20 protein-coding genes are annotated in these 17,710 nt (G+C 69.8%); 14 read left to right on the forward strand and 6 right to left on the reverse strand.

Annotation, left to right across the window (positions count from 1 at the left end):
- Positions 1-7: 7 nt before the first annotated feature.
- The 3 genes from YIM_RS17175 (at position 8) to YIM_RS17185 (ending at position 3,406) form a co-directional block, all read left to right on the forward strand.
- Positions 8-622, forward strand: coding sequence for a malonic semialdehyde reductase (locus YIM_RS17175; protein ID WP_153031314.1), 615 nt, complete (start codon positions 8-10; stop codon positions 620-622).
- A 223-nt stretch (positions 623-845) separates the two neighbouring features.
- Entirely contained in the window at positions 846-2,864 is a 2,019-nt protein-coding gene (gene thrS / locus YIM_RS17180; protein WP_370469021.1) for a threonine--tRNA ligase, read from the forward strand.
- A complete protein-coding gene (locus tag YIM_RS17185) occupies positions 2,861-3,406 on the forward strand; it encodes an HIT domain-containing protein (protein WP_153031316.1) in 546 nt (181 codons plus the stop codon). The genes thrS and YIM_RS17185 overlap by 4 nt, the downstream gene beginning before the upstream one ends.
- Positions 3,407-3,607: 201 nt before the next feature.
- Here the strand turns inward: YIM_RS17185 and YIM_RS17190 are convergent, their stop codons facing one another.
- A complete protein-coding gene (locus YIM_RS17190; RefSeq protein ID WP_153031317.1) occupies positions 3,608-4,156 on the reverse strand; it encodes a YceI family protein in 549 nt (182 codons plus the stop codon).
- Positions 4,157-4,245: 89 nt separating this feature from the next.
- On the opposite strand from YIM_RS17190, the gene YIM_RS17195 reads away from it, so the two are divergent.
- Genes YIM_RS17195 through YIM_RS17215 form a run of 5 tightly spaced genes read left to right on the forward strand, consistent with a single transcriptional unit; the run spans position 4,246 to position 8,061 of the window.
- Entirely contained in the window at positions 4,246-4,830 is a 585-nt protein-coding gene (locus YIM_RS17195; protein ID WP_153031318.1) for a MarR family winged helix-turn-helix transcriptional regulator, read from the forward strand.
- 48 nt (positions 4,831-4,878) lie between these two features.
- The gene (pgsA, locus tag YIM_RS17200) at positions 4,879-5,505 is read left to right on the forward strand and encodes a phosphatidylinositol phosphate synthase (RefSeq protein WP_153031319.1); all 627 of its coding nucleotides are present in this window, start codon (positions 4,879-4,881) and stop codon (positions 5,503-5,505) included.
- Complete coding sequence (locus YIM_RS17205) at positions 5,502-6,416, forward strand: phosphatidylinositol mannoside acyltransferase (RefSeq protein WP_153031320.1); 915 nt, start codon at positions 5,502-5,504, stop codon at positions 6,414-6,416. The genes pgsA and YIM_RS17205 overlap by 4 nt, the downstream gene beginning before the upstream one ends.
- On the forward strand, positions 6,413-7,555 hold the full coding sequence (locus YIM_RS17210) for a glycosyltransferase family 4 protein (protein ID WP_153031321.1): 1,143 nt from the start codon (positions 6,413-6,415) through the stop codon (positions 7,553-7,555). Before YIM_RS17205 ends, YIM_RS17210 begins: the two co-directional genes overlap by 4 nt.
- Positions 7,552-8,061: an NUDIX hydrolase gene (locus tag YIM_RS17215; RefSeq protein WP_153031322.1), complete on the forward strand. Its 510-nt coding sequence runs from the start codon at positions 7,552-7,554 to the stop codon at positions 8,059-8,061. The genes YIM_RS17210 and YIM_RS17215 overlap by 4 nt, the downstream gene beginning before the upstream one ends.
- Here YIM_RS17215 and YIM_RS17220 read toward each other — a convergent pair.
- Positions 8,058-10,169 carry an elongation factor G-like protein EF-G2 gene (locus YIM_RS17220; RefSeq protein WP_153031323.1) on the reverse strand — a complete coding sequence of 704 codons (2,112 nt, stop codon included), beginning with the start codon at positions 10,167-10,169 and terminating at the stop codon, positions 8,058-8,060. The two genes, YIM_RS17215 and YIM_RS17220, sit on opposite strands and share 4 nt — an antisense overlap.
- 269 nt (positions 10,170-10,438) lie before the next feature.
- On the opposite strand from YIM_RS17220, the gene pdxS reads away from it, so the two are divergent.
- Positions 10,439-11,350, forward strand: a complete 912-nt coding sequence (gene pdxS, locus YIM_RS17225; RefSeq protein WP_153031324.1) for a pyridoxal 5'-phosphate synthase lyase subunit PdxS — start codon at positions 10,439-10,441, stop codon at positions 11,348-11,350.
- 57 nt (positions 11,351-11,407) lie between these two features.
- Here pdxS and YIM_RS17230 read toward each other — a convergent pair whose 3' ends face one another.
- Positions 11,408-12,004 (reverse strand): hypothetical protein, encoded by a 597-nt coding sequence (locus YIM_RS17230; protein ID WP_153031325.1) that lies wholly within the window; start codon positions 12,002-12,004, stop codon positions 11,408-11,410.
- Between the two features lie 43 nt (positions 12,005-12,047).
- On the opposite strand from YIM_RS17230, the gene YIM_RS17235 reads away from it, so the two are divergent.
- A complete protein-coding gene (locus tag YIM_RS17235) occupies positions 12,048-12,455 on the forward strand; it encodes a helix-turn-helix domain-containing protein (protein WP_194240326.1) in 408 nt (135 codons plus the stop codon).
- A 59-nt stretch (positions 12,456-12,514) separates the two neighbouring features.
- On the opposite strand, the gene YIM_RS17240 is transcribed toward YIM_RS17235, so the two are convergent.
- Complete coding sequence (locus YIM_RS17240) at positions 12,515-13,018, reverse strand: inclusion body family protein (protein WP_153031326.1); 504 nt, start codon at positions 13,016-13,018, stop codon at positions 12,515-12,517.
- 238 nt (positions 13,019-13,256) lie between these two features.
- Entirely contained in the window at positions 13,257-14,465 is a 1,209-nt protein-coding gene (locus YIM_RS17245; RefSeq protein WP_153031327.1) for a riboflavin synthase, read from the reverse strand.
- 272 nt (positions 14,466-14,737) lie between these two features.
- On the opposite strand from YIM_RS17245, the gene YIM_RS17250 reads away from it, so the two are divergent.
- Both YIM_RS17250 and YIM_RS17255 read left to right on the forward strand, forming a co-directional pair.
- The gene (locus YIM_RS17250; protein WP_153031328.1) at positions 14,738-15,574 is read left to right on the forward strand and encodes a type II CAAX endopeptidase family protein; all 837 of its coding nucleotides are present in this window, start codon (positions 14,738-14,740) and stop codon (positions 15,572-15,574) included.
- Positions 15,575-15,585: 11 nt separating this feature from the next.
- Positions 15,586-16,002, forward strand: a complete 417-nt coding sequence (locus YIM_RS17255) for a hypothetical protein (RefSeq protein ID WP_153031329.1) — start codon at positions 15,586-15,588, stop codon at positions 16,000-16,002.
- A gap of 7 nt (positions 16,003-16,009) precedes the next feature.
- Here YIM_RS17255 and YIM_RS17260 read toward each other — a convergent pair whose 3' ends face one another.
- Positions 16,010-16,567 carry a helix-turn-helix domain-containing protein gene (locus YIM_RS17260; RefSeq protein ID WP_153031330.1) on the reverse strand — a complete coding sequence of 186 codons (558 nt, stop codon included), beginning with the start codon at positions 16,565-16,567 and terminating at the stop codon, positions 16,010-16,012.
- Positions 16,568-16,638: 71 nt separating this feature from the next.
- Here YIM_RS17260 and YIM_RS17265 point away from each other — a divergent pair, with 71 nt between their 5' ends.
- Both YIM_RS17265 and YIM_RS17270 read left to right on the forward strand, forming a co-directional pair.
- Positions 16,639-17,346 carry an AzlC family ABC transporter permease gene (locus YIM_RS17265; RefSeq protein WP_153031331.1) on the forward strand — a complete coding sequence of 236 codons (708 nt, stop codon included), beginning with the start codon at positions 16,639-16,641 and terminating at the stop codon, positions 17,344-17,346.
- Positions 17,347-17,357: 11 nt separating this feature from the next.
- Entirely contained in the window at positions 17,358-17,669 is a 312-nt protein-coding gene (locus tag YIM_RS17270) for an AzlD domain-containing protein (protein ID WP_153037047.1), read from the forward strand.
- Positions 17,670-17,710: the final 41 nt, after the last annotated feature.

Here is a 17,710-nt window from a genome sequence, read left to right on the forward strand (position 1 = left end):
CCGCACGATGACCTCCACCGACATCCGCCCCGATGGTCTCGCACTGGACGGCGAGGTGCAGGACCTGCTGTTCCGCGAGGCGAGGACGGCCAACACCTTCAGTGCCGAGCCGGTCGGCGACGACCAGGTCAAGGCCATCTACGACCTGGTCAAGTGGGCACCGACCTCGATGAACATCCAGCCGCTGCGGGCGCTGGTCCTGCGCAGCGACGAGGCCCGTGAGCGCCTGGTCCCGCTGCTGGCCGAGGGCAACCGCGCCAAGACCGCGAGCGCGCCGCTGACCGTCATCCTGGCGGCCGACACCGAGTTCCACGAGAACCTGCCGCGGCTGTTCCCGCACAACCCCGGCGCGAAGGACTACTTCGCCGAGGAGGACGTCCGCTTCGAGACGGCCAAGTCCAACGCCCTGCTGCAAGTGGGTTACTTCATCATCGGCGTGCGCGCGGCCGGGCTGGCCGCCGGGCCGCTCACCGGCTTCGACGCGCACGGCGTGGACAAGGAGTTCTTCCACGACCGGCCGTGGAAGTCCCTGGTCGTGGTGAACGTCGGCAAGCCGGGTGACGGCGCCTGGTACGACCGGCTGCCGCGGCTCGGCTTCGACCAGGTCGTCGACACGCTCTGAAAAATCGGCTCCGGGCACCTGTCCAACGGTTCCGTTGTCCCGTTCCCAACTACGCCCACGGCCCGTTCGCACCGCTTTACCGCGGGCGGACGGCCGTTCGCGTTCGACACGTGTGAGCTGCCACGGCCGCGACGGCTAGCATCACGGGAGTCATCGGAACATCCCAGCTGAGGAGCCCACCGTGTCAGAGTTCTCGCCAACCGCGGCCACCCCGTCCGAACGCGTGGTGGTCACCGCGGGCACTACGGCGAGTGCGGCGGTCCGCGAAGCAGGCCTGCCGGGCAAGGGCCCGGACGCGATCGTGGTGGTGCGCGACGCCGAGGGCAAGCTCCGGGATCTGGCCTGGGTACCCGAAACCGACACCGAGGTCGAGCCGGTGGCGGCGAACACCGAGGACGGCCGCTCGGTGATCCGCCACTCCTGCGCGCACGTGCTCGCCCAGGCGGTGCAGCAGCAGTTCCCCGAGGCGAAGCTGGGCATCGGCCCGCCGGTCAAGGACGGCTTCTACTACGACTTCGCCGTGGACAAGCCGTTCACCCCGGAAGACCTGCAGGCGCTGGAAAAGCGGATGAAGCAGATCATCAAGGGGTCGCAGCAGTTCTCCCGCCGGGTGCTGGAGTCGGTGGAGGCGGCCAAGGCCGAGCTGGCGGACGAGCCGTTCAAACTCGAACTGGTGGACATCAAGTCCGATGTGGACACTTCAGAGGTGATGGAGGTCGGCGGCGGCGAGCTGACCGTCTACGACAACCTCGACCCGCGCACCAAGGAGCGGGTGTGGGGCGACCTCTGCCGCGGCCCGCACATCCCGACCACCAAGCACATCCCGGCCTTCAAGCTGACCCGCGTCGCGGCGGCGTACTGGCGCGGCAACGAGAAGAACCCGCAGCTGCAGCGGATCTACGGCACCGCGTGGGAGTCGGCGGAGGCCCAGGAGCACTACCTGGAGATGCTGGCCGAGGCGGAGCGGCGCGATCACCGCAAGCTCGGCGCCGAGCTGGACCTGTTCTCCTTCCCCGACGAGATCGGCTCCGGGCTGGCGGTGTTCCACCCCAAGGGCGGGATCATCCGGCAGGAGCTGGAGAACTACTCGCGGCAGCGGCACGTCGAAGCGGGCTACGACTTCGTCAACTCGCCGCACATCACCAAGGCCTCGCTGTTCGAGATCTCCGGTCACCTCGGCTGGTACAAGGACGGCATGTACCCGCCGATGCACCTGGACGCGGAGTACAACGAGGACGGCACGGTCCGGCGACCGGGGCAGGACTACTACCTCAAGCCGATGAACTGCCCGTTCCACGACCTGATCTTCCGCTCGCGCGGGCGGTCCTACCGCGAGCTGCCGCTGCGCATGTTCGAGTTCGGCTCGGTGTACCGGTACGAGAAGTCCGGTGTGGTGCACGGCCTCACCCGCGTGCGCGGCATGACGCAGGACGACGCGCACATCTTCTGCACCGAGGAGCAGGTGGGGGAGGAGCTGAAGTCCCTGCTGGGCTTCGTGCTCGGCCTGCTGCGCGACTACGGCCTCGACGACTTCTACCTCGAGCTGTCCACCCGGAACGACGAGAAGTACGTCGGCTCGGACGAGGTGTGGGAGCGGGCCACCCAGGTGCTGCGCGAGGCGGCCACCGACTCCGGGCTGGACCTGGTGCCGGACCCCGGTGGCGCGGCCTTCTACGGGCCGAAGATCTCGGTGCAGGCCAAGGACGCGCTCGGCCGCACCTGGCAGATGTCGACCATCCAGCTGGACTTCAACCTGCCCGAGCTGTTCGAGCTGGAGTACACCGCGGCCGGTGGGGAGCGGAAGCGGCCGGTGATGATCCACCGCGCGCTGTTCGGCTCGATCGAGCGGTTCTTCGGCGTGCTCACCGAGCACTACGCCGGCGCGTTCCCGGCGTGGCTGTCGCCGGTGCAGGTGGTCGGCATCCCGATCGCCGACGAGCACACCGAGCACCTGCGTGGCGTGGAGAAGGCGTTGCGCACCAAGGGGATCCGGGTCGAGCTGGACCTCGGTGACGACCGGATGCAGAAGAAGATCCGCACGCACACCATGCAGAAGGTGCCGTTCATGCTGCTGGCGGGCGGCAAGGACGTGGAGTCCGGTTCGGTGTCGTTCCGCTTCCGCGACGGCACCCAGGTCAACGGGGTGCCGGTGGACACCGCGGTGGAGGCGATCAGCGCCTGGATCGGCCGCCGGGAGAACACCTCGCCCTCGTCGGAGAGCTTCGGAGCGGTTCTCGCGTGAGCCCGGAATTCGAGGCGCAGGACGGCGTCGGGGTGCCCGACGCCCTGCAGCGGCTGTGGACCCCGCACCGGCTGGCGTACATCCAGGGCGAGAACAAGCCGGAGGGGGATCAGCCGACGGGCTGCCCGTTCTGCCGCCTGGTCGACCTGGACGACGCCGAGGCCCTGATCCTGGCGCGGGGCGAGACGGTGTACGCGGTGCTGAACCTGTACCCGTACAACCCGGGGCACTTGATGGTGGTGCCGTACCGGCATGTGGCCGACTACACCGATCTCACCGATGAGGAGACGGTGGAGCTGGCGCGCTTCACCCAGCACGCGATGGGCGTGGTGCGGAAGGTGTCGGACGCGCACGGGTTCAACCTGGGCATGAACCAGGGCGTCATCGCCGGCGCGGGGATCGCCGCGCACCTGCACCAGCACCTGGTCCCCCGCTGGGGCGGCGATGCCAACTTCATGCCGGTGATCGGCCATACGAAGGTGCTGCCGCAACTGCTGAACCAGACGCGCGACCTGCTCGCGACCGCCTGGCACAGCAGCTGAATCCGGTGGCTCCTCGGCCACAACCCCTGCGGAAGAATCATCAGTCACAGCCAAGGCTTCGAGCCCTGACCGCGGCCCCAGCCACCTGCCAATGTGGATCTCGGCGCCCCAAGCGTGCGGAGACTGCTGTGAAGGTGACCGTTGTGAAGGTGACCGTCCCACCGGGGGCGGTCACCTTCACAACGCGGTGCCGGGCACCGCTCAGTCCTGCAGCGCGGCCTCGATCTCGAGGGTGATCTTCACCTTCTCGCCGAGGAAGGCGTTGCCCTCCGGGCCGATGCCGAAGTCGCGGCGGGCGACGGTGGCCTCGGCGGAGACGCCGATGGTGGTGGCGTTGTTGTTCGCCGGGTTCGGGCCGATGCCGTTGAACTCGGCCTTCAGCGTGACCGGCACGGTCGCGCCCCGCCAGGTCAGCTCGCCGTCGATGAGGAACTCGTCATCGTCCTGGCGGATGCCGGTGGAGCGGAAGACGATCTTCGGGTGGTTCGCGGCGTCGAAGTACTCCTCGGTCTTGAGGTGCTCGTCGCGCGGGCCGACCCCGGTGCTGATCGAGGCGACCTCGATCTCGGCGGTCACGGTGGAGTCGAGAATGTTCTCCCCGGTCACGATCTGGCCACCGAACTGCTGGAAGGTACCCCGCGACTTGGCCAGGCCGAGGTGCTTGACGCTGTAGGTCACCTCGGAGTGCGCCGCGTCGATGTTCCAGGTCCCGGCGACGTAACCGGGGATCTCGGTGGTGGGTGCGCTCATGGAAACTCCTCTGGAAAAGCTGGTTAGTTGAACCCTCAATCACACCGTAGCGAATTAAGGTTGAGCGTTCAACCAGGTATCATGGTGGCATGACCGAACCGAGGTGGCTCACCGATGAGGAGCAGCGGGTCTGGCGCTCGTTCTCGGCCGCCATCTCGATGCTCCGGGGACACGTGGAAACGCAGCTCCAGCAGGAGAGCGGCATGCCGCACACGTACTACGAAGTGCTCGTCGCGCTGTCCGAAGCACCCGACCGCACACTCCGCATGAGTGATCTAGCTGACGTTTCCCGTTCGTCGCGCAGCCGCCTGTCGCACGCGGTGTCCCGCCTGGAGGCCAACGGCTGGGTCAAGCGCTACTCGTGCGCCACCGACAAGCGCGGTGCGTGGGCCTCGCTCACACCCGCCGGGTTCGCCGCGCTGGAGGCGGCCGCGCCGGGGCACGTCGAAGCGGTGCGGCAGAGCCTGTTCGACCCGCTGACCCCGGATCAGGTGCGCGCGCTCGGGGAAATCAGCGACGCCATCGTCGGCAAGCTGGCCGCCCCCTGCGCGGCGGCCAAGGCCAGGGAAGCCAGGGAACTGGCCGAGGATCCGTGCGCCGCCGAGCCCTGCGCCGAGGAGTCGCCGGTGCTTTCCGGCGAGCCGAAGGCCGGGGCCTCAGGTGTCTCTGGATAGGCTGCGGGGGACCCCACACCTTCGGAGCTAGGTCCGGCCACCACACTCATGCTCAACATCTTCGCGCGTGCCTCGGTTTCCCGCGTCACCGATCCCATCGGCGCGGTGCTGGTCCGCGCCGGGCTGACCCCGAACGTGATGACCGTGGCGGGCACCCTGGGCGCGATGGCCTGCGCGCTGGTCTTCTTCCCGAACGGCTGGCTGCTCACCGGTACGTTCACCGTGTGGGGCTTCGCCATGCTCGACCTGCTCGACGGCGCGATGGCCAGGGCGCGCGGCCACGGCACCCCGTTCGGCGCGGTGCTGGACGCCACCTGCGACCGGCTGGTCGACGGCGCGCTGTTCGCCGCCATCGCCTGGTGGTGCTTCACCGGTGCGCACAACAACCGCGCCGCCGCGGCCGCGCTCATCTGCCTGGTGCTGGCGCAGGTCATCTCGTACGTGAAGGCCCGCGCCGACGCCTCGGGCCTGGAAGCCGACGGGGGCCTGATCGAACGCGCCGAGCGGCTGATCATCGCGCTGGTCGGCACCGGGCTGATGGGCCTCGGCGTGCCGCACGCGGTCGAGGTGTCGTTGTGGCTGCTCGCCGTGCTCTCGCTGATCACCCTGCTGCAACGGCTGGCGGCGGTGGCGAAAGCCGCGAAGGCGGCCAAACCGGCCAGGGAGGACGCGTGAGCCTCGCCGGCCGGACCACGGACCTCGCCTACGCGGCGGGCTGGCGCCTGGCGCGCATGCTGTCCGAACCGGCCGCGAGCGCGATCTTCTCGCTCGGCGCCGACCTGGCCACCTGGCGGGGCGGGCCGAGCGTGCAGCAGCTGCGCCGCAACCTGGCCAGGGTGGTGCCCCAGGCCGACACCGCCGAGCTGGACGAGCTGGTCAAGCGCGCGATGCGGTCGTACGCGCGCTACTGGCAGGAGAGCTTCCGCCTGCCGTCGATGGATCACGAGGCGGTCCGCGCGAAGGTGGCCTCGGCGATCACCGGGGTGGAGAACCTCGACGCCGCGCTCGCCGAGGGCAACGGCGTGGTGTTCGCGCTGCCGCACACCGGGAACTGGGACGCGGCCGGCGTGTGGCTCACCGGTTATCTCGGCGGGTTCACCACGGTGGTCGAACGGCTTGAACCGGAGTCGGTCTTCCGCCGGTTCGTCGCCTTCCGCGAGGCGCTCGGCTTCGAGGTGGTGCCGCTGACCGGCGACAGCGCCGCCTTCCGCGTGCTGCTCAAGCGCCTGCGCGAGAACAAGGCCATCTGCCTGGTCGGTGACCGCGACCTGACCGGCTCCGGCATCGACGTGACCTTCTTCGGCGAGCAGACCAGGATGCCGCCCGGCCCGGCCCGGCTCGCCGCCACCACCGGCGCCGCGCTGATCCCGGTCGGCTGCTGGTTCACCGAGGGCGGCTGGCAGATCCGGATGCACCCGCGGATCCGGGTGACCGCGCGGGCCGAGGTGCCCGCCGCCACCCAGGCACTGGCCGACATCTTCGCCGGTGACATCGCCGCGCACCCGACCGACTGGCACATGCTGCAGCCGTTCTGGACCGCCGACTTCCCCGGCGGCCTGCCGGAAGAGGTCGAGGCGCAGGCATGAGGGTCGGCGTTGTCTGCCCGTATTCCTTCGACGTGCCCGGTGGGGTCCAGGGGCATGTGGTCGACCTGGCCGAGGCGCTGCTCGAACGCGGTCACCAGGTCTCCGTGCTCGCGCCCGCCGACGAGGACGCCGACCTGCCCGCCTTCGTGCACCCGGCGGGCAAGGCGCTCGGCATCCCGTACAACGGCTCGGTGGCCCGCCTGCAGTTCGGCCCGGTGTCCTACGCGCGGGTCCGGCGCTGGTTGCGCGACAACGACTTCGACGTGCTGCACCTGCACGAGCCCGCGGTGCCGAGCCTGTCGCTGCTGGCGCTGAAGATCGCCGACGGGCCGATCGTGGCGACCTTCCACACGGCCACCCCGCGCTCGCGCACGCTTTCGGCGTTCCAGCCGGTGCTGCGGCCGCTGCTGGAGAAGATCACCGCGCGCATCGCCGTCTCGGCGCTGGCCCGCCGGGTGCAGGTCGAGCATTCCGGCGGGGACGCGGTGGAGATCCCGAACGGGGTGGACGCCGGGTTCTACGCCGCGGCGCGCCCGCTCGACGGATATCCGCGCAGCGGCGGCACGGTCGGTTTTGTCGGCCGGTACAGCGAACCGCGCAAGGGCATGGACGTGCTTCTCGAAGCCTTGCGGGCGCTGCTGCCCGAGTTCCCCGAGCTGCGACTGCTGGTGGCCGGGCGCGGCGACGAGAAGGCGCTGCTGCGCGAGGCCGGGCCGGAGCTGGTGCCGCATCTGGAGCTGCTCGGCCAGGTTGACGACGAGACCAAGGCGCGCGCGCTGCGCAGCGTGGACGTCTACTGCGCGCCCAACACCGGCGGCGAGAGCTTCGGCATGATCCTCACCGAGGCGATGGCGGCCGGGACCTGCGTGCTCGCCAGCGATCTCGACTCGTTCCGCCGCGTGCTCGACGACGGCCGCGCGGGCATGCTCGCCACCACCGGCGACCCGGCGTCGTGGACCGCGGCCCTGCGCGAGCTGCTCGGTGATCCGGCCCAGCGGGCTTCACTGGCCGCGGCGGCGGGGGAGCGCGTGGTGATGTACGACTGGTCCGTGGTGACCACCCAGGTGCTGCGGGTGTACGAGGCGGCGATCGCGGCGGACCCGCGTCGTGTCAGCCCGGATGTGGAGCCCGCGCCGTGACCGCGCTGATCGTGCTGCTCTCGGTGCTGGCGGTGGTCATCGTGCTGGTCGGGCTGTTCCTGGTGGCCACGGCCAACCGGTTGGACCGGCTGCACGTGCGCACCGACGCAGGGTGGGCCGCGCTCGACGCGGCACTGGCGCGGCGCGCGGTGGTGGCGCGCGCGGTGGCCGCGGCCGGTGACCAGTCCGGTGAACACGCGGAACGCCTGCGGGAGGCCGCCGAGCGCGCCGAAGCCGCGCCGCGGTCCGAACGCGAGGCCGAGGAGAACGAGCTGACCCGCCTGCTGGCCGAAGTGGACCGATCGGTGCTGCCGGCTGGACTGGCCGGCGAACTCGACGACGCCGGGCACCGCGTGGTGATCGCGCGGCGCGTGCACAACGACGCCGTGCGCGACACCCTCGCCCTCCGGCGTCGGCGCAAGGTCCGGTACTTCAAGCTGGCCGGAACCGCGCCGCAGCCGGAGTACTTCGAAATCGCCGAACCCGACCTCGGCGATCATCGTTAGCCGCTCTTCATCGCTCCTTCCGGCATCGGGTCGAACCGGGCGTGCCGCCGGGTGAAGGTGGCTGTGCCGGAGGTCAGCGCCCGCAGGTCGATCGCGTAGCGCAGCAGTTCGGTCGCGGGCACCTCGGCGCGGATGACGGTGCGCCCACCTTCGGCCGATTCGGTGCCGAGCACCCGGCCCCGCCGGGACGACAGGTCGCCGAGCACCGTGCCGAGGTGTTCGTCCGGCAGGTGCACCGCCACCTCGTCGAGCGGTTCGAGCAGCGAGATCCGCGCCTTGGCCGCCGCGTCCTTGAGCGCCAGCGCCCCCGCGGTCTGGAAGGCGGCGTCGGACGAGTCGACACTGTGCGCCTTCCCGTCGACCAGGGTGACCTTGATGTCCACCACCGGATGCCCTTCGACCAGGCCGCGGCCGAGTTGCGCGCGCACGCCCTTCTCCACGCTCGGGATGAACTGGTGCGGCACCGCGCCGCCGACCACCCGGTCGACGAACTGGAACCCGCCACCGCGCGGCATCGGCTCCACCTCGATGTCGCACACGGCGTACTGGCCGTGCCCGCCGGACTGCTTGACGTGCCTGCCGTGCCCGGTCGCCTTGCTCGCGAAGGTCTCGCGCAGGCTGATCCGCACCGGTTCGGTGTCGATCTCGGCCCCGCCGGAGCGCAGTCGCGAGAGCACCACGTCGGCGTGCGCCTCGCCCATGCACCACAGCACCAGCTGCGCGGTTTCGGCGTTGCGCTCCAGCCGCAGCGTCGGATCACCGGCGACCAGCCGGGACAGGTTGCGCGCCAGGGTGTCCTCGTCGCTGCGCTTCTTCGCCACCACGGCGACCGGGAGCAGCGGCTCCGGCATCGGCCACGGTTTCATCAGCAGCGGGTCGTCCGGGTACGACACGGTGTCGCCGGTCTCGGCCGAGCCGACCTTGGTCAGCGCGCAGAGATCGCCCGCCACGCAGTACGGCACTTCGCGCAGGTTCGAGCCGAGCGGGGAGTAGAGGTGCGCGACGCGCTCGTCGGCGTCGTGGTCCTCGTGACCGCGTTCGGCGAGCCCGTGCCCGGAGACGTGCACCGGCCGCTCCGGCCGCAGCGTGCCGGAGAACACGCGGACCAGCGAAACCCGCCCGACGTAGGAGTCCACCGCGGTGCGCACCACTTCGGCGGCGAGCGGGCCGGCCGGGTCGGCGCTGAGCCGGGGCCGGGGGATGCCGTCCGGTGAGGTGACCTCGGGCAGCGGGTGCTCCAGCGGCGACGGGAAGGCGCGCGCCATGCCGTCGAGCAGTTCACCGAGGCCGAGCCCGGTCTGCGCGCACACCGGGATGACTGGGTGGAAGGTGCCCTTGGCGACCGCGGCCTCGAGGTCGGCGATCAGCGTCGCCTCGGCGATCTCCTCCCCGGCCAGGTACCGGTCCATCAGGCCCTCGTCCTCGCTCTCGGCGATGATGCCCTCGATCAGCTCGTTGCGGGCGTCGGTGAGCCGGTCGACGTCGGCCGGGTCCGGGTCGGTGATCTTGGCCGGGAAACCACCGGAGTAGTCGAAGTACCGCTGGGTGATCAGCCCGATCAGGCCGTCGCCCGCGGGCAGGTACAGCGGCAGCACCCCGCTGCCGAAGGCGGCCTGGCAGGCGGCGATCTCGGCCTCGACGTCGGCGCGCTGGTGGTCCAGCCGGGCGATCACCACCGCGCGCGGCATGCCGACCGCGGCGCATTCGGCCCACACCGCGGCGGTCGCGGCGTCCACGCCCTCGGCCGCGCAGACCACGAACAACGCGGCGTCCGCGGCGCGCAGCCCCGCGCGCAGTTCACCGACGAAGTCCGCGTAGCCGGGGGTGTCGATCAGGTTGATCTTGATCCCGTCGTGCAGCAGCGGCGCCACGGACAGCCCGACCGAGCGCTGCTGCCGCACCGCGGCGGGATCGTGGTCGCACACCGTGGTGCCCTCCACCACCGAACCGGCCCGCGACACCGTGCCGGAGGCGGCCAGCAGCGCCTCGGTCAGGGTGGTCTTGCCCGAGCCCGATGGCCCGACGAGCACCACGTTGCGCACGTTGGCCGGGTCGTCCACAGCGACCGCGGCCCCGGTTTCGCCGTTCTTCGAGTGCTTTTCGGCCATGGGTGGCCTCCTTGCGTCGGCTTCGGCTCAAGTGTGTGTCCTCGATCACACACCCGGACGGACAGTGACCACAACCCGCAACCGCCAACATGCACCCGGGTGGCGCGGGGCCGCCCGAGTGGCCTGCTCGTCCACCAGGCCATTTGCCACAAGTGGACTGCTGAGATAGCCACTCACTGGCCTGTGAGGAGTGGCCACGTCGGTCGTATCTTCGAGTGCGGATCCCCCTGCGGAAGTTCTAATGGAAAGTTCTCGTGAAAGGCCCTGCCGTGTCTGACGTCGCCACCAGTTCCCCTTCGCCCGAAACCGGCACCGCCCGCGTCAAGCGCGGCATGGCCGAGATGCTCAAGGGCGGCGTGATCATGGATGTGGTCACCGCCGAGCAGGCCAAGATCGCCGAGGACGCCGGCGCGGTCGCGGTGATGGCGCTCGAGCGCGTCCCGGCCGACATCCGCGCGCAGGGCGGCGTGGCCAGGATGAGCGACCCCGACCTGATCGACGGCATCGTCGAGGCGGTGTCCATCCCGGTGATGGCCAAGGCGAGGATCGGCCACTTCGTCGAGGCGCGGGTGCTGCAGTCGCTCGGGGTCGACTACATCGACGAGTCCGAGGTGCTCACCCCGGCCGACTACGCCAACCACATCGACAAGTGGGCGTTCACCGTGCCGTTCGTCTGCGGTGCGACGAACCTGGGCGAGGCGCTGCGCCGGATCAACGAGGGCGCGGCGATGATCCGCTCCAAGGGCGAGGCCGGCACCGGCGACGTGTCCAACGCGACCACGCACATGCGCAAGATCCGCGGCGAACTGCGCCGGCTGTCGTCGCTGCCGGAGGACGAGCTTTTTGTCGCCGCCAAGGAACTTCAGGCGCCCTACGAGCTGGTGAAGGAGGTCGCGGCGAAGGGCAAGCTGCCGGTGGTGCTGTTCACCGCGGGCGGCATCGCCACCCCCGCCGACGCGGCGATGATGATGCAACTCGGCGCCGAGGGCGTTTTTGTCGGCTCGGGCATCTTCAAGTCGGGCAACCCGGCGCGCCGGGCCGAGGCGATCGTGAAGGCCACCACCTTCCACGACGACCCGGACATGCTGGCGAAGGTTTCGCGCGGTCTCGGCGAAGCGATGGTCGGCATCAACGTCGACGACGTGCCCGAGCCGCACCGCCTTGCCGAGCGCGGCTGGTAGGCCTCCCTCGGTCGATCGAGAGGCCCCGTGGACGCCTGTCCACGGGGCCTCTTGCTCTCAGTCGTGGGAGCCGACGCGCCGGTCGACGGCGATCCAGTTCGTCTCCCAGGTCACGCCGCCGTCGGATGAGTACGCCTGCTCGAACTCGGCCCGGTCCGGCCCCTGCCGGTGGATGAGGAAGCGCACCTTGATCGGGCGTTCGCCGAGCTGGTCGTCACCGTAGAACTCGCCGACGCCGTCCCGGAACCCGCCATGCACCGATGGGGTGAGCAGTCCGTCGCGGATGTTGACGAAGGTCAGGCTCCAGCGCTTCGCCGATGGCTCGTAGAGCCGCATGTTGAGCCCCTCGATCCTTCCGCTCGGTCCGGAGACCTTGAGTTCGACGACGTTCGCCCGCCGGTCCAGCAGCGGGCGCACGACGGACGTGCCCTCGAAACGGAGCCATTCGTCCTCGGTTTCCGACAGCGGATCGGCGAGCACGCGAACCTCCGTGTGCCAGGTGCCGATTTCCCAGTGGAAGTCCCGTTGGCCGTCCGCCGCAACGGCCGGGGATGTGGCGGACGCCGTCGAGGAGTCGCCCGCTGCCGTCGCCGACGCCGACGCCGTCAGCGTGAGGACGGCGAGGAACGCGACCAGGATTCGTCCGTGTGGCACTGTGCGGATGTTCATCATCCGACTATCCGGCGGGGGCACGACCATGGACAAGAAGGCACCTGCGGGTAACCCCTCCCCGGCGCGCCCCAACCCGCTGCCCGGCTGCCCGATGGCCGCGGCGTTCGCCGCGATCGGCGGGAAGTGGAAGCTGACCCTGTTGTACTGGCTCGCCCACGGCGAGTCCCACTTCGCCGGCCTGCGCCGCCGGGGTGCGCCGATCACGCCCAAGGTGCTGACCGAGCAGTTGCGTGAACTCGAGGCCGACGGGCTCGTCGAGCGCGTGGTGACCGGACCGGTCCCAGCGCCCGTCATCTACCGGCTCACGTCCTATGGAATCACGGTCCTGCCCGTCGTGGAGAGCGTCCGGCTCTGGGGCGAGGCCCACCTGCGGCGCACCCGCGGTGAGACCGCCACCAACGAGGCGCTGGGCTGTGCCCGGCCGATCGCGTGAGTTCCACGAAATACCCGCCACACACGAAGAATTGCCGGACGCGGCTTGGTGATCAGTCGTCAGTCCTGAATATTGATGTAGGGATCCCAGTAGTAGTAACCTTGTTTTTGGCCGCTGCGGTTGAGGATCATGAAACTGAAATTGTAGGTGACCGACCCCGTTTGCAAGACCTCGCTTTCCCAGTAGTAGCTGTTGACTTTCTGGGTCGTGGGGTTCAACGGGTCCTTGCTGTTCGGCAGCGGCTCGGTCAGCGTCGCCGACTTCGGCACGGGGGTGTCGATCAGGTCCTGCCCGGACGAAGCGTGGAACTTGTAGAGGATGCTGGTGTACTCGGAGTTCAGGGACAGCGTCGTCTCGCGCCACCTGATGATGTCCGTGGGGGAGGCGTTGATCGTCAGCTCACTGCCCGGCGTGCTCCCGATCTGGTTCTGCCGGGTGGTCATGTAGATCAAGCTGCTGCTGTCGGGGATAAACGTCGGGTTGTTCGGATCGTTGTTCTTGCCGAACTTCGCGATAATGGTTTCCGCGTCGATGGCGATGAGGACGTTGATGAATTCTGACATTGAGACAGTTCCCCTGTCGTGTCTGGCCGGAAACGGCTGTGGCAAGAATCCCGCAGTCGCGGCTCGGTCGTCAATCGTCCGTAGTGGTGACCCGCCGGGCTATCGTAAAGATCTGTTTTTGCCCTGAATGCGAAAAAGCCGGTTCGGGTACGGGGCGGCCCGGCGCTCCTCGACGAGCGCCGGGCCGCCCTGGGAACAGGCCGCGTGAATCAGGGAGTGGGGACCATTCCCGCGGTCATCAGAGCCACGCTTTCAGATCGGCCAGCTCCACCACGGGCATTCCCCAGCGCAGCGCCGCGACTTCGAGGTCGGCGCCGCCCGCCATCGTGCCGTCGGGGTTCATCACTTCACAGCACACACCGACCGGAGGGAGCCCGGCGGCGGTGCACAACGCGACTGTCGCTTCGGTGTGCCCGGGCCGCTCGGCGAGCAGACCCGGCCGAGCGGCGAGCGGGAACACATGTCCGGGACGCAGGAAATCCTCGGCTGTCGCGTCCGGATCGGCCAGCTTCCGCACGGTGGCGGCACGTTCGGCGGCGGATACGCCGGTGCCCGTTCCCGCGGCGAGGTCGACCGGGATCGACCACGCCGTTCCCTGCCGGTCGCCTTCACCGGGCATCGGCGCGATTTCGAGTCGCCGCAGCACTTCCGGCGCGCACGGCACCGCCGGAAAGCCGCAGACCTGGGTAAGCAGGAAGGTGAACGACTCCGGGCGGAGCCGGGCGCCGGCGAAGATCACGTCGCCCTCGCTCTCGGTTTCCGGGTCCCAGACGACAACACCGCCACCGGCGGCGAGCTGGCGCAGCACCTTCTCCACACCGGCGCGCCCGTCGACGCGACCGGCCCACGGTAGCTGGGGCAGTGCCTTTTCCACCGCCGCGACAGGGGCCTTCTCCACCAAGCGGCCGACCAGGTCGACTTCCAGGTTCACCCGGTCTCCGGTCTTCAACTCACCGAGTGTGGTGGCCGAGCGGGTCATCGGGAGCAGCACGACCGAAATCCGGTCACGCAGGACCTCGGCGATGGTCACGCTGACGCCGTCGAGCGCGATCGGGGACTTCGCGAGCAGCCGGTCGAGCAGCCGCTGCGGTGGCCGGAGCCAAACCCGGCGGGCACCGCCTTCGTCGTCGATCCGGATCACCTTGCCGACGGCGTCGACATAACCCTGGACCAGGTGGCCGTCCAGTGGGTCGCCGACCTGGAGCGGCGTCTCGACGTTGACGGCGTCCCCGGCCGCGAGCGTGTCGAACGTCGACCGGCGGCGGGTTTCCGCGGAGAGCACCGCCTCCAAGGCGCCGTCGGCCGGCCGTACCGTGAGCCGTACCCCGTTGACGCACGCCGATCCGCCGTCGTGGACGCGCTCCGCGCTCTTCGGCGCCCGCACCCGCAGCACGTCGCCCTTGATCTGTTCGACGGCACCCAGCTCGCCGATTCGCCCAGTGAACATGAATCAACACCCCGTTTTTACGCCGTACCCCGGAAAGCCCGGCGACGGCCGGACACAGGGGACGCGGGGTCTCACCGCCTGGTCCCGGAATCACACCGGGTCGTTCCACCCCGTCGGCGGAACCGGCCGGCTATACGGCCACACCGTGGAATCGCACCACGAGTCGATCATAGCCACAAGGATGCTCACCCTGAGGCCGCGGCAGCGGGTTCAGGGTGCTGCTCCGGGCATATCCGGATCCACCCGCGTGGCAGGGGATCGATGATGGCGTCATGGCGACCAAGAGGACACGCCCGCAGAGCCGCCCACTCGTCGTGTTCTTCGCACTGGCCTTCCTGATCGGCTGGGGAGCGCTGGCGTCCCTGATCGCGTTCGGCGACCTCATGGAGCCGGTCTTCGGGCCTCCGTCCGGCACACACCCGGTGTTCGTCCTGGCCGTGTACTCGCCCGAGTTCGCGGCGCTCTACGTCATCTGGCGCAAAGCTGGCCTGCGCGATGTCCGGGACCACCTGCGCCGCCTGACCCTGTGGCGGATGCCCGCCGGGTGGTGGTGGCTCCTGCTGCTCGCCATGCCCGCGGGCAAGTACCTGAGCGCGTTGCTGAACGGGACGGCGGGCGAGTTCCCCTTCTCGCCGTGGCACCTGGTCCTGCTCGCGCTGATCCCGGCGCTCCTGCTCGGGCCGATCGAGGAACTCGGCTGGCGCGGTTACGCCCAGCCGATGCTGCAACGCCGGTTCAACCCCCTGGTCACCAGCCTGATCCTAGGATTCTTCTGGGGGCTGTGGCACCTGCCCGCGTTCCTGCTGAGCGGCACCCCGCAGAGCGCGTGGTCCTTCGGCCCCTTCATGCTCGGTGCGTTCGCCCTGTCGATCATCATGACGCCCCTGTTCAACGTCTCCGGCGGCAGCATCCTCGTTCCCGCCCTGTTCCACTTCCAGGCCAACCTCCCCGTCTATCCCGACGGGCAGCCTTGGGAGAACTACGTGTTCGCTCTCGTGGCGGTTGTTCTGGTGATCTGGAAGCGGGACCACTTCCTCTCCCGCGACGGCGCCGTCACCGACGTCGTCCTCCGGCCCCGCCGGCCTCTCGCGCCCGGGCGCGGCTGGTAATCATGAGCCCCATGAGCCAGCCGATCCCGTTCACCGACCTCAACTTCAAGCTCGCCGTCGTCCAGGAGTTGATGTACAACCAGGACCTCCTGCCGAGGTTCAGCCTGCGAGAGCACGCCGCCGAGCGGGGGTTCGCCTACGACAGCGGGAGCGTCGAGGCGGTACCGGAGGCTCTGGCCCACTTCGAGGCGCTCGAGGTCCCCGTCGAACTCGCGGAGAAGGTCACCGAGATCGAGATGGACGGTGGCAACGAGATCTACCTCGAGATCGCCCCGAACTGGGACGGCGAAGACGATCTGTTCGACGTCGACGAGTTCGCCGACGTGCGGCACTTTCCCAACCTGAAGTCGATGACGCTGCTCTACACCGGCAACGAGGAGGCGCTGGAGACCCTGCGTGCCCGCGGCATCGAAGCGGATTGGCTCTGACCCGGCCTCAGGTGTGCTCGGAGAGCATGACGACGGTGGTGCCCGGGTCCAGTGCCTCGAACACGTGGGCCTCGTCGCCGGGGTAGGCGACGTAGTCACCCGGGCCCACCTCGATCGGCTCATCGGCCATGCCGACCAGCGCGCGGCCGTGGCAGACGACCACGTGCTCGATGATCCCGGCGCGGTGCGCGTCCGACCGGCGCACGCTGCCCGGCTCGGCGCGGATCAGGTAGATGTCGCGGCGCGCGTGCGGCGGGCACGACGCCAGCAGGGTGGCCAGGTAGTCGGCCTCCTCGGAGGCCACCGTGATGCCCTCGCCGGACCGGATCACGTGGACCCGGGGCACCGGCGGTTCGACCAGCCGGGAGAACGGCACGTCGAGCGCCTTGCCCAGGGCCCAGAGCGTTTCCACGCTCGGGTTGCCGGTGGCCGACTCCAGCTGCGAGAGCGTGGACTTGGCGATGCCGGCCAGCCGGGCCAGGTCGGTCAGGGTCAGCCCGGCGCGTTCGCGTTCCCGTTTCAGCGAGGCGGCGATCACGTCGAGCGGGGCGCCTTCGGTGGCCATCTGTGTTCGCTCCGTCAGTCGTTCTGTTCGGCTTGACGAACAGCCGGTGGTTCTGTTCATCTTAAACGGTGATGCGTTCGATACAGCGAACCCTGGGCCGGGAACTGATGCGCGACATCGCGCTGGTCTGCCTCGCCGACGGCATCGTCGGCATTTCGTACGGAGCCATCGCGGTGAGCTCCGGCTTCGACGTCTGGGTGCCGATGCTGCTTTCGGTGGTCGTGTTCGCGGGGGCTTCGCAGTTCCTGTTCATCGGCCTGGTCGCCAGCGGCGGCAACCCGATCGCCGCGGTGGTGGCCGGCCTGCTGGTCAACGCGCGGCACCTCCCGTTCGGCTTCGCGGTCGGGGACGTGTTCGGCAGGAGCTGGGTGCGGCGGCTGGTCGGCAGCCACCTGATGATCGACGAGACGGTCGCGTTCGCGCTCGCCCAGGAAGACCGGCGCCGCCGTCGCGCGGCCTACTGGGCCTGCGGGATCAGCCTGTTCGTGGTGTGGAACGTGAGCGTGGTGATCGGCGCGTTCGCCGGGACCGCGGTCAGCGACACCGACGCGTTCGGCCTGGACGCGGCGTTCCCGGCGGTGCTGCTCGCGCTGGTGCTGCCGTCGCTGAAGGACCGGGGAGTGCGCAACGCGGCACTGGCCGGTGCCGTGCTCGCGGTGGCCGCCACCCCGTTCCTGCCCGCCGGGCTGCCGGTGCTGCTGGCCCTGCTCGGCGTGCCGCTGGTGCTGGCGGCACGCACGGACGAGGAGAAGGACAAGAAGAGCGAGGTGGCCGCGTGATCATCTCGCCGATGTCGCTGATCGTCTGCGCCGTCGTGCTGGGCGCGGGCACCTTCGCCTTCCGGTTCGCCGGTCCGGCGCTGCGGGCGAAGGTGGAGTTGAACGCGCGGGCCGAGAAGCTGATGGCCGCCGCCGCGGTGGTCCTGCTCGCCGCGCTGGTGGCGACCTCCGCCCTGATCGAGGGCACCGAGTTCGCCGGCTTCGCCCGGCCCGCCGGGGTGCTGGTGGGCGGGGTGCTGGCGTGGCGGAAGGCCCCGTTCGTGGTCGTGGTGCTCGCCGCGGCCGCCACCGCGGCCGGGCTGCGCTTGCTCGGCGTGCCCTGAGTGGTCACCCCCGGCTGCCGCCGCCGGGTCGAGGCCCTAGG

Origin of the sequence: Amycolatopsis sp. YIM 10 (assembly GCF_009429145.1) — a bacterium.
Taxonomy (GTDB): Bacteria; Actinomycetota; Actinomycetes; order Mycobacteriales; family Pseudonocardiaceae; genus Amycolatopsis.

Excerpts from the sequence above, each read along its gene's own strand:
- YIM_RS17175 (WP_153031314.1), top strand. The coding sequence starts at position 8 with ATGACCTCCACCGACATCCGCCCCGATGGTCTCGCACTGGACGGCGAG.
- YIM_RS17190 (WP_153031317.1), bottom strand. The coding sequence starts at position 4,156 with ATGAGCGCACCCACCACCGAGATCCCCGGTTACGTCGCCGGGACCTGG.
- YIM_RS17195 (WP_153031318.1), top strand. The coding sequence starts at position 4,246 with ATGACCGAACCGAGGTGGCTCACCGATGAGGAGCAGCGGGTCTGGCGC.
- pgsA (WP_153031319.1), top strand. The coding sequence starts at position 4,879 with ATGCTCAACATCTTCGCGCGTGCCTCGGTTTCCCGCGTCACCGATCCC.
- YIM_RS17210 (WP_153031321.1), top strand. The coding sequence starts at position 6,413 with ATGAGGGTCGGCGTTGTCTGCCCGTATTCCTTCGACGTGCCCGGTGGG.
- YIM_RS17220 (WP_153031323.1), bottom strand. The coding sequence starts at position 10,169 with ATGGCCGAAAAGCACTCGAAGAACGGCGAAACCGGGGCCGCGGTCGCT.
- YIM_RS17235 (WP_194240326.1), top strand. The coding sequence starts at position 12,048 with ATGGACAAGAAGGCACCTGCGGGTAACCCCTCCCCGGCGCGCCCCAAC.
- YIM_RS17240 (WP_153031326.1), bottom strand. The coding sequence starts at position 13,018 with ATGTCAGAATTCATCAACGTCCTCATCGCCATCGACGCGGAAACCATT.
- YIM_RS17245 (WP_153031327.1), bottom strand. The coding sequence starts at position 14,465 with ATGTTCACTGGGCGAATCGGCGAGCTGGGTGCCGTCGAACAGATCAAG.
- YIM_RS17250 (WP_153031328.1), top strand. The coding sequence starts at position 14,738 with ATGGCGACCAAGAGGACACGCCCGCAGAGCCGCCCACTCGTCGTGTTC.
- YIM_RS17255 (WP_153031329.1), top strand. The coding sequence starts at position 15,586 with ATGAGCCAGCCGATCCCGTTCACCGACCTCAACTTCAAGCTCGCCGTC.
- YIM_RS17260 (WP_153031330.1), bottom strand. The coding sequence starts at position 16,567 with ATGGCCACCGAAGGCGCCCCGCTCGACGTGATCGCCGCCTCGCTGAAA.
- YIM_RS17265 (WP_153031331.1), top strand. The coding sequence starts at position 16,639 with ATGCGTTCGATACAGCGAACCCTGGGCCGGGAACTGATGCGCGACATC.
- YIM_RS17270 (WP_153037047.1), top strand. The coding sequence starts at position 17,358 with ATGTCGCTGATCGTCTGCGCCGTCGTGCTGGGCGCGGGCACCTTCGCC.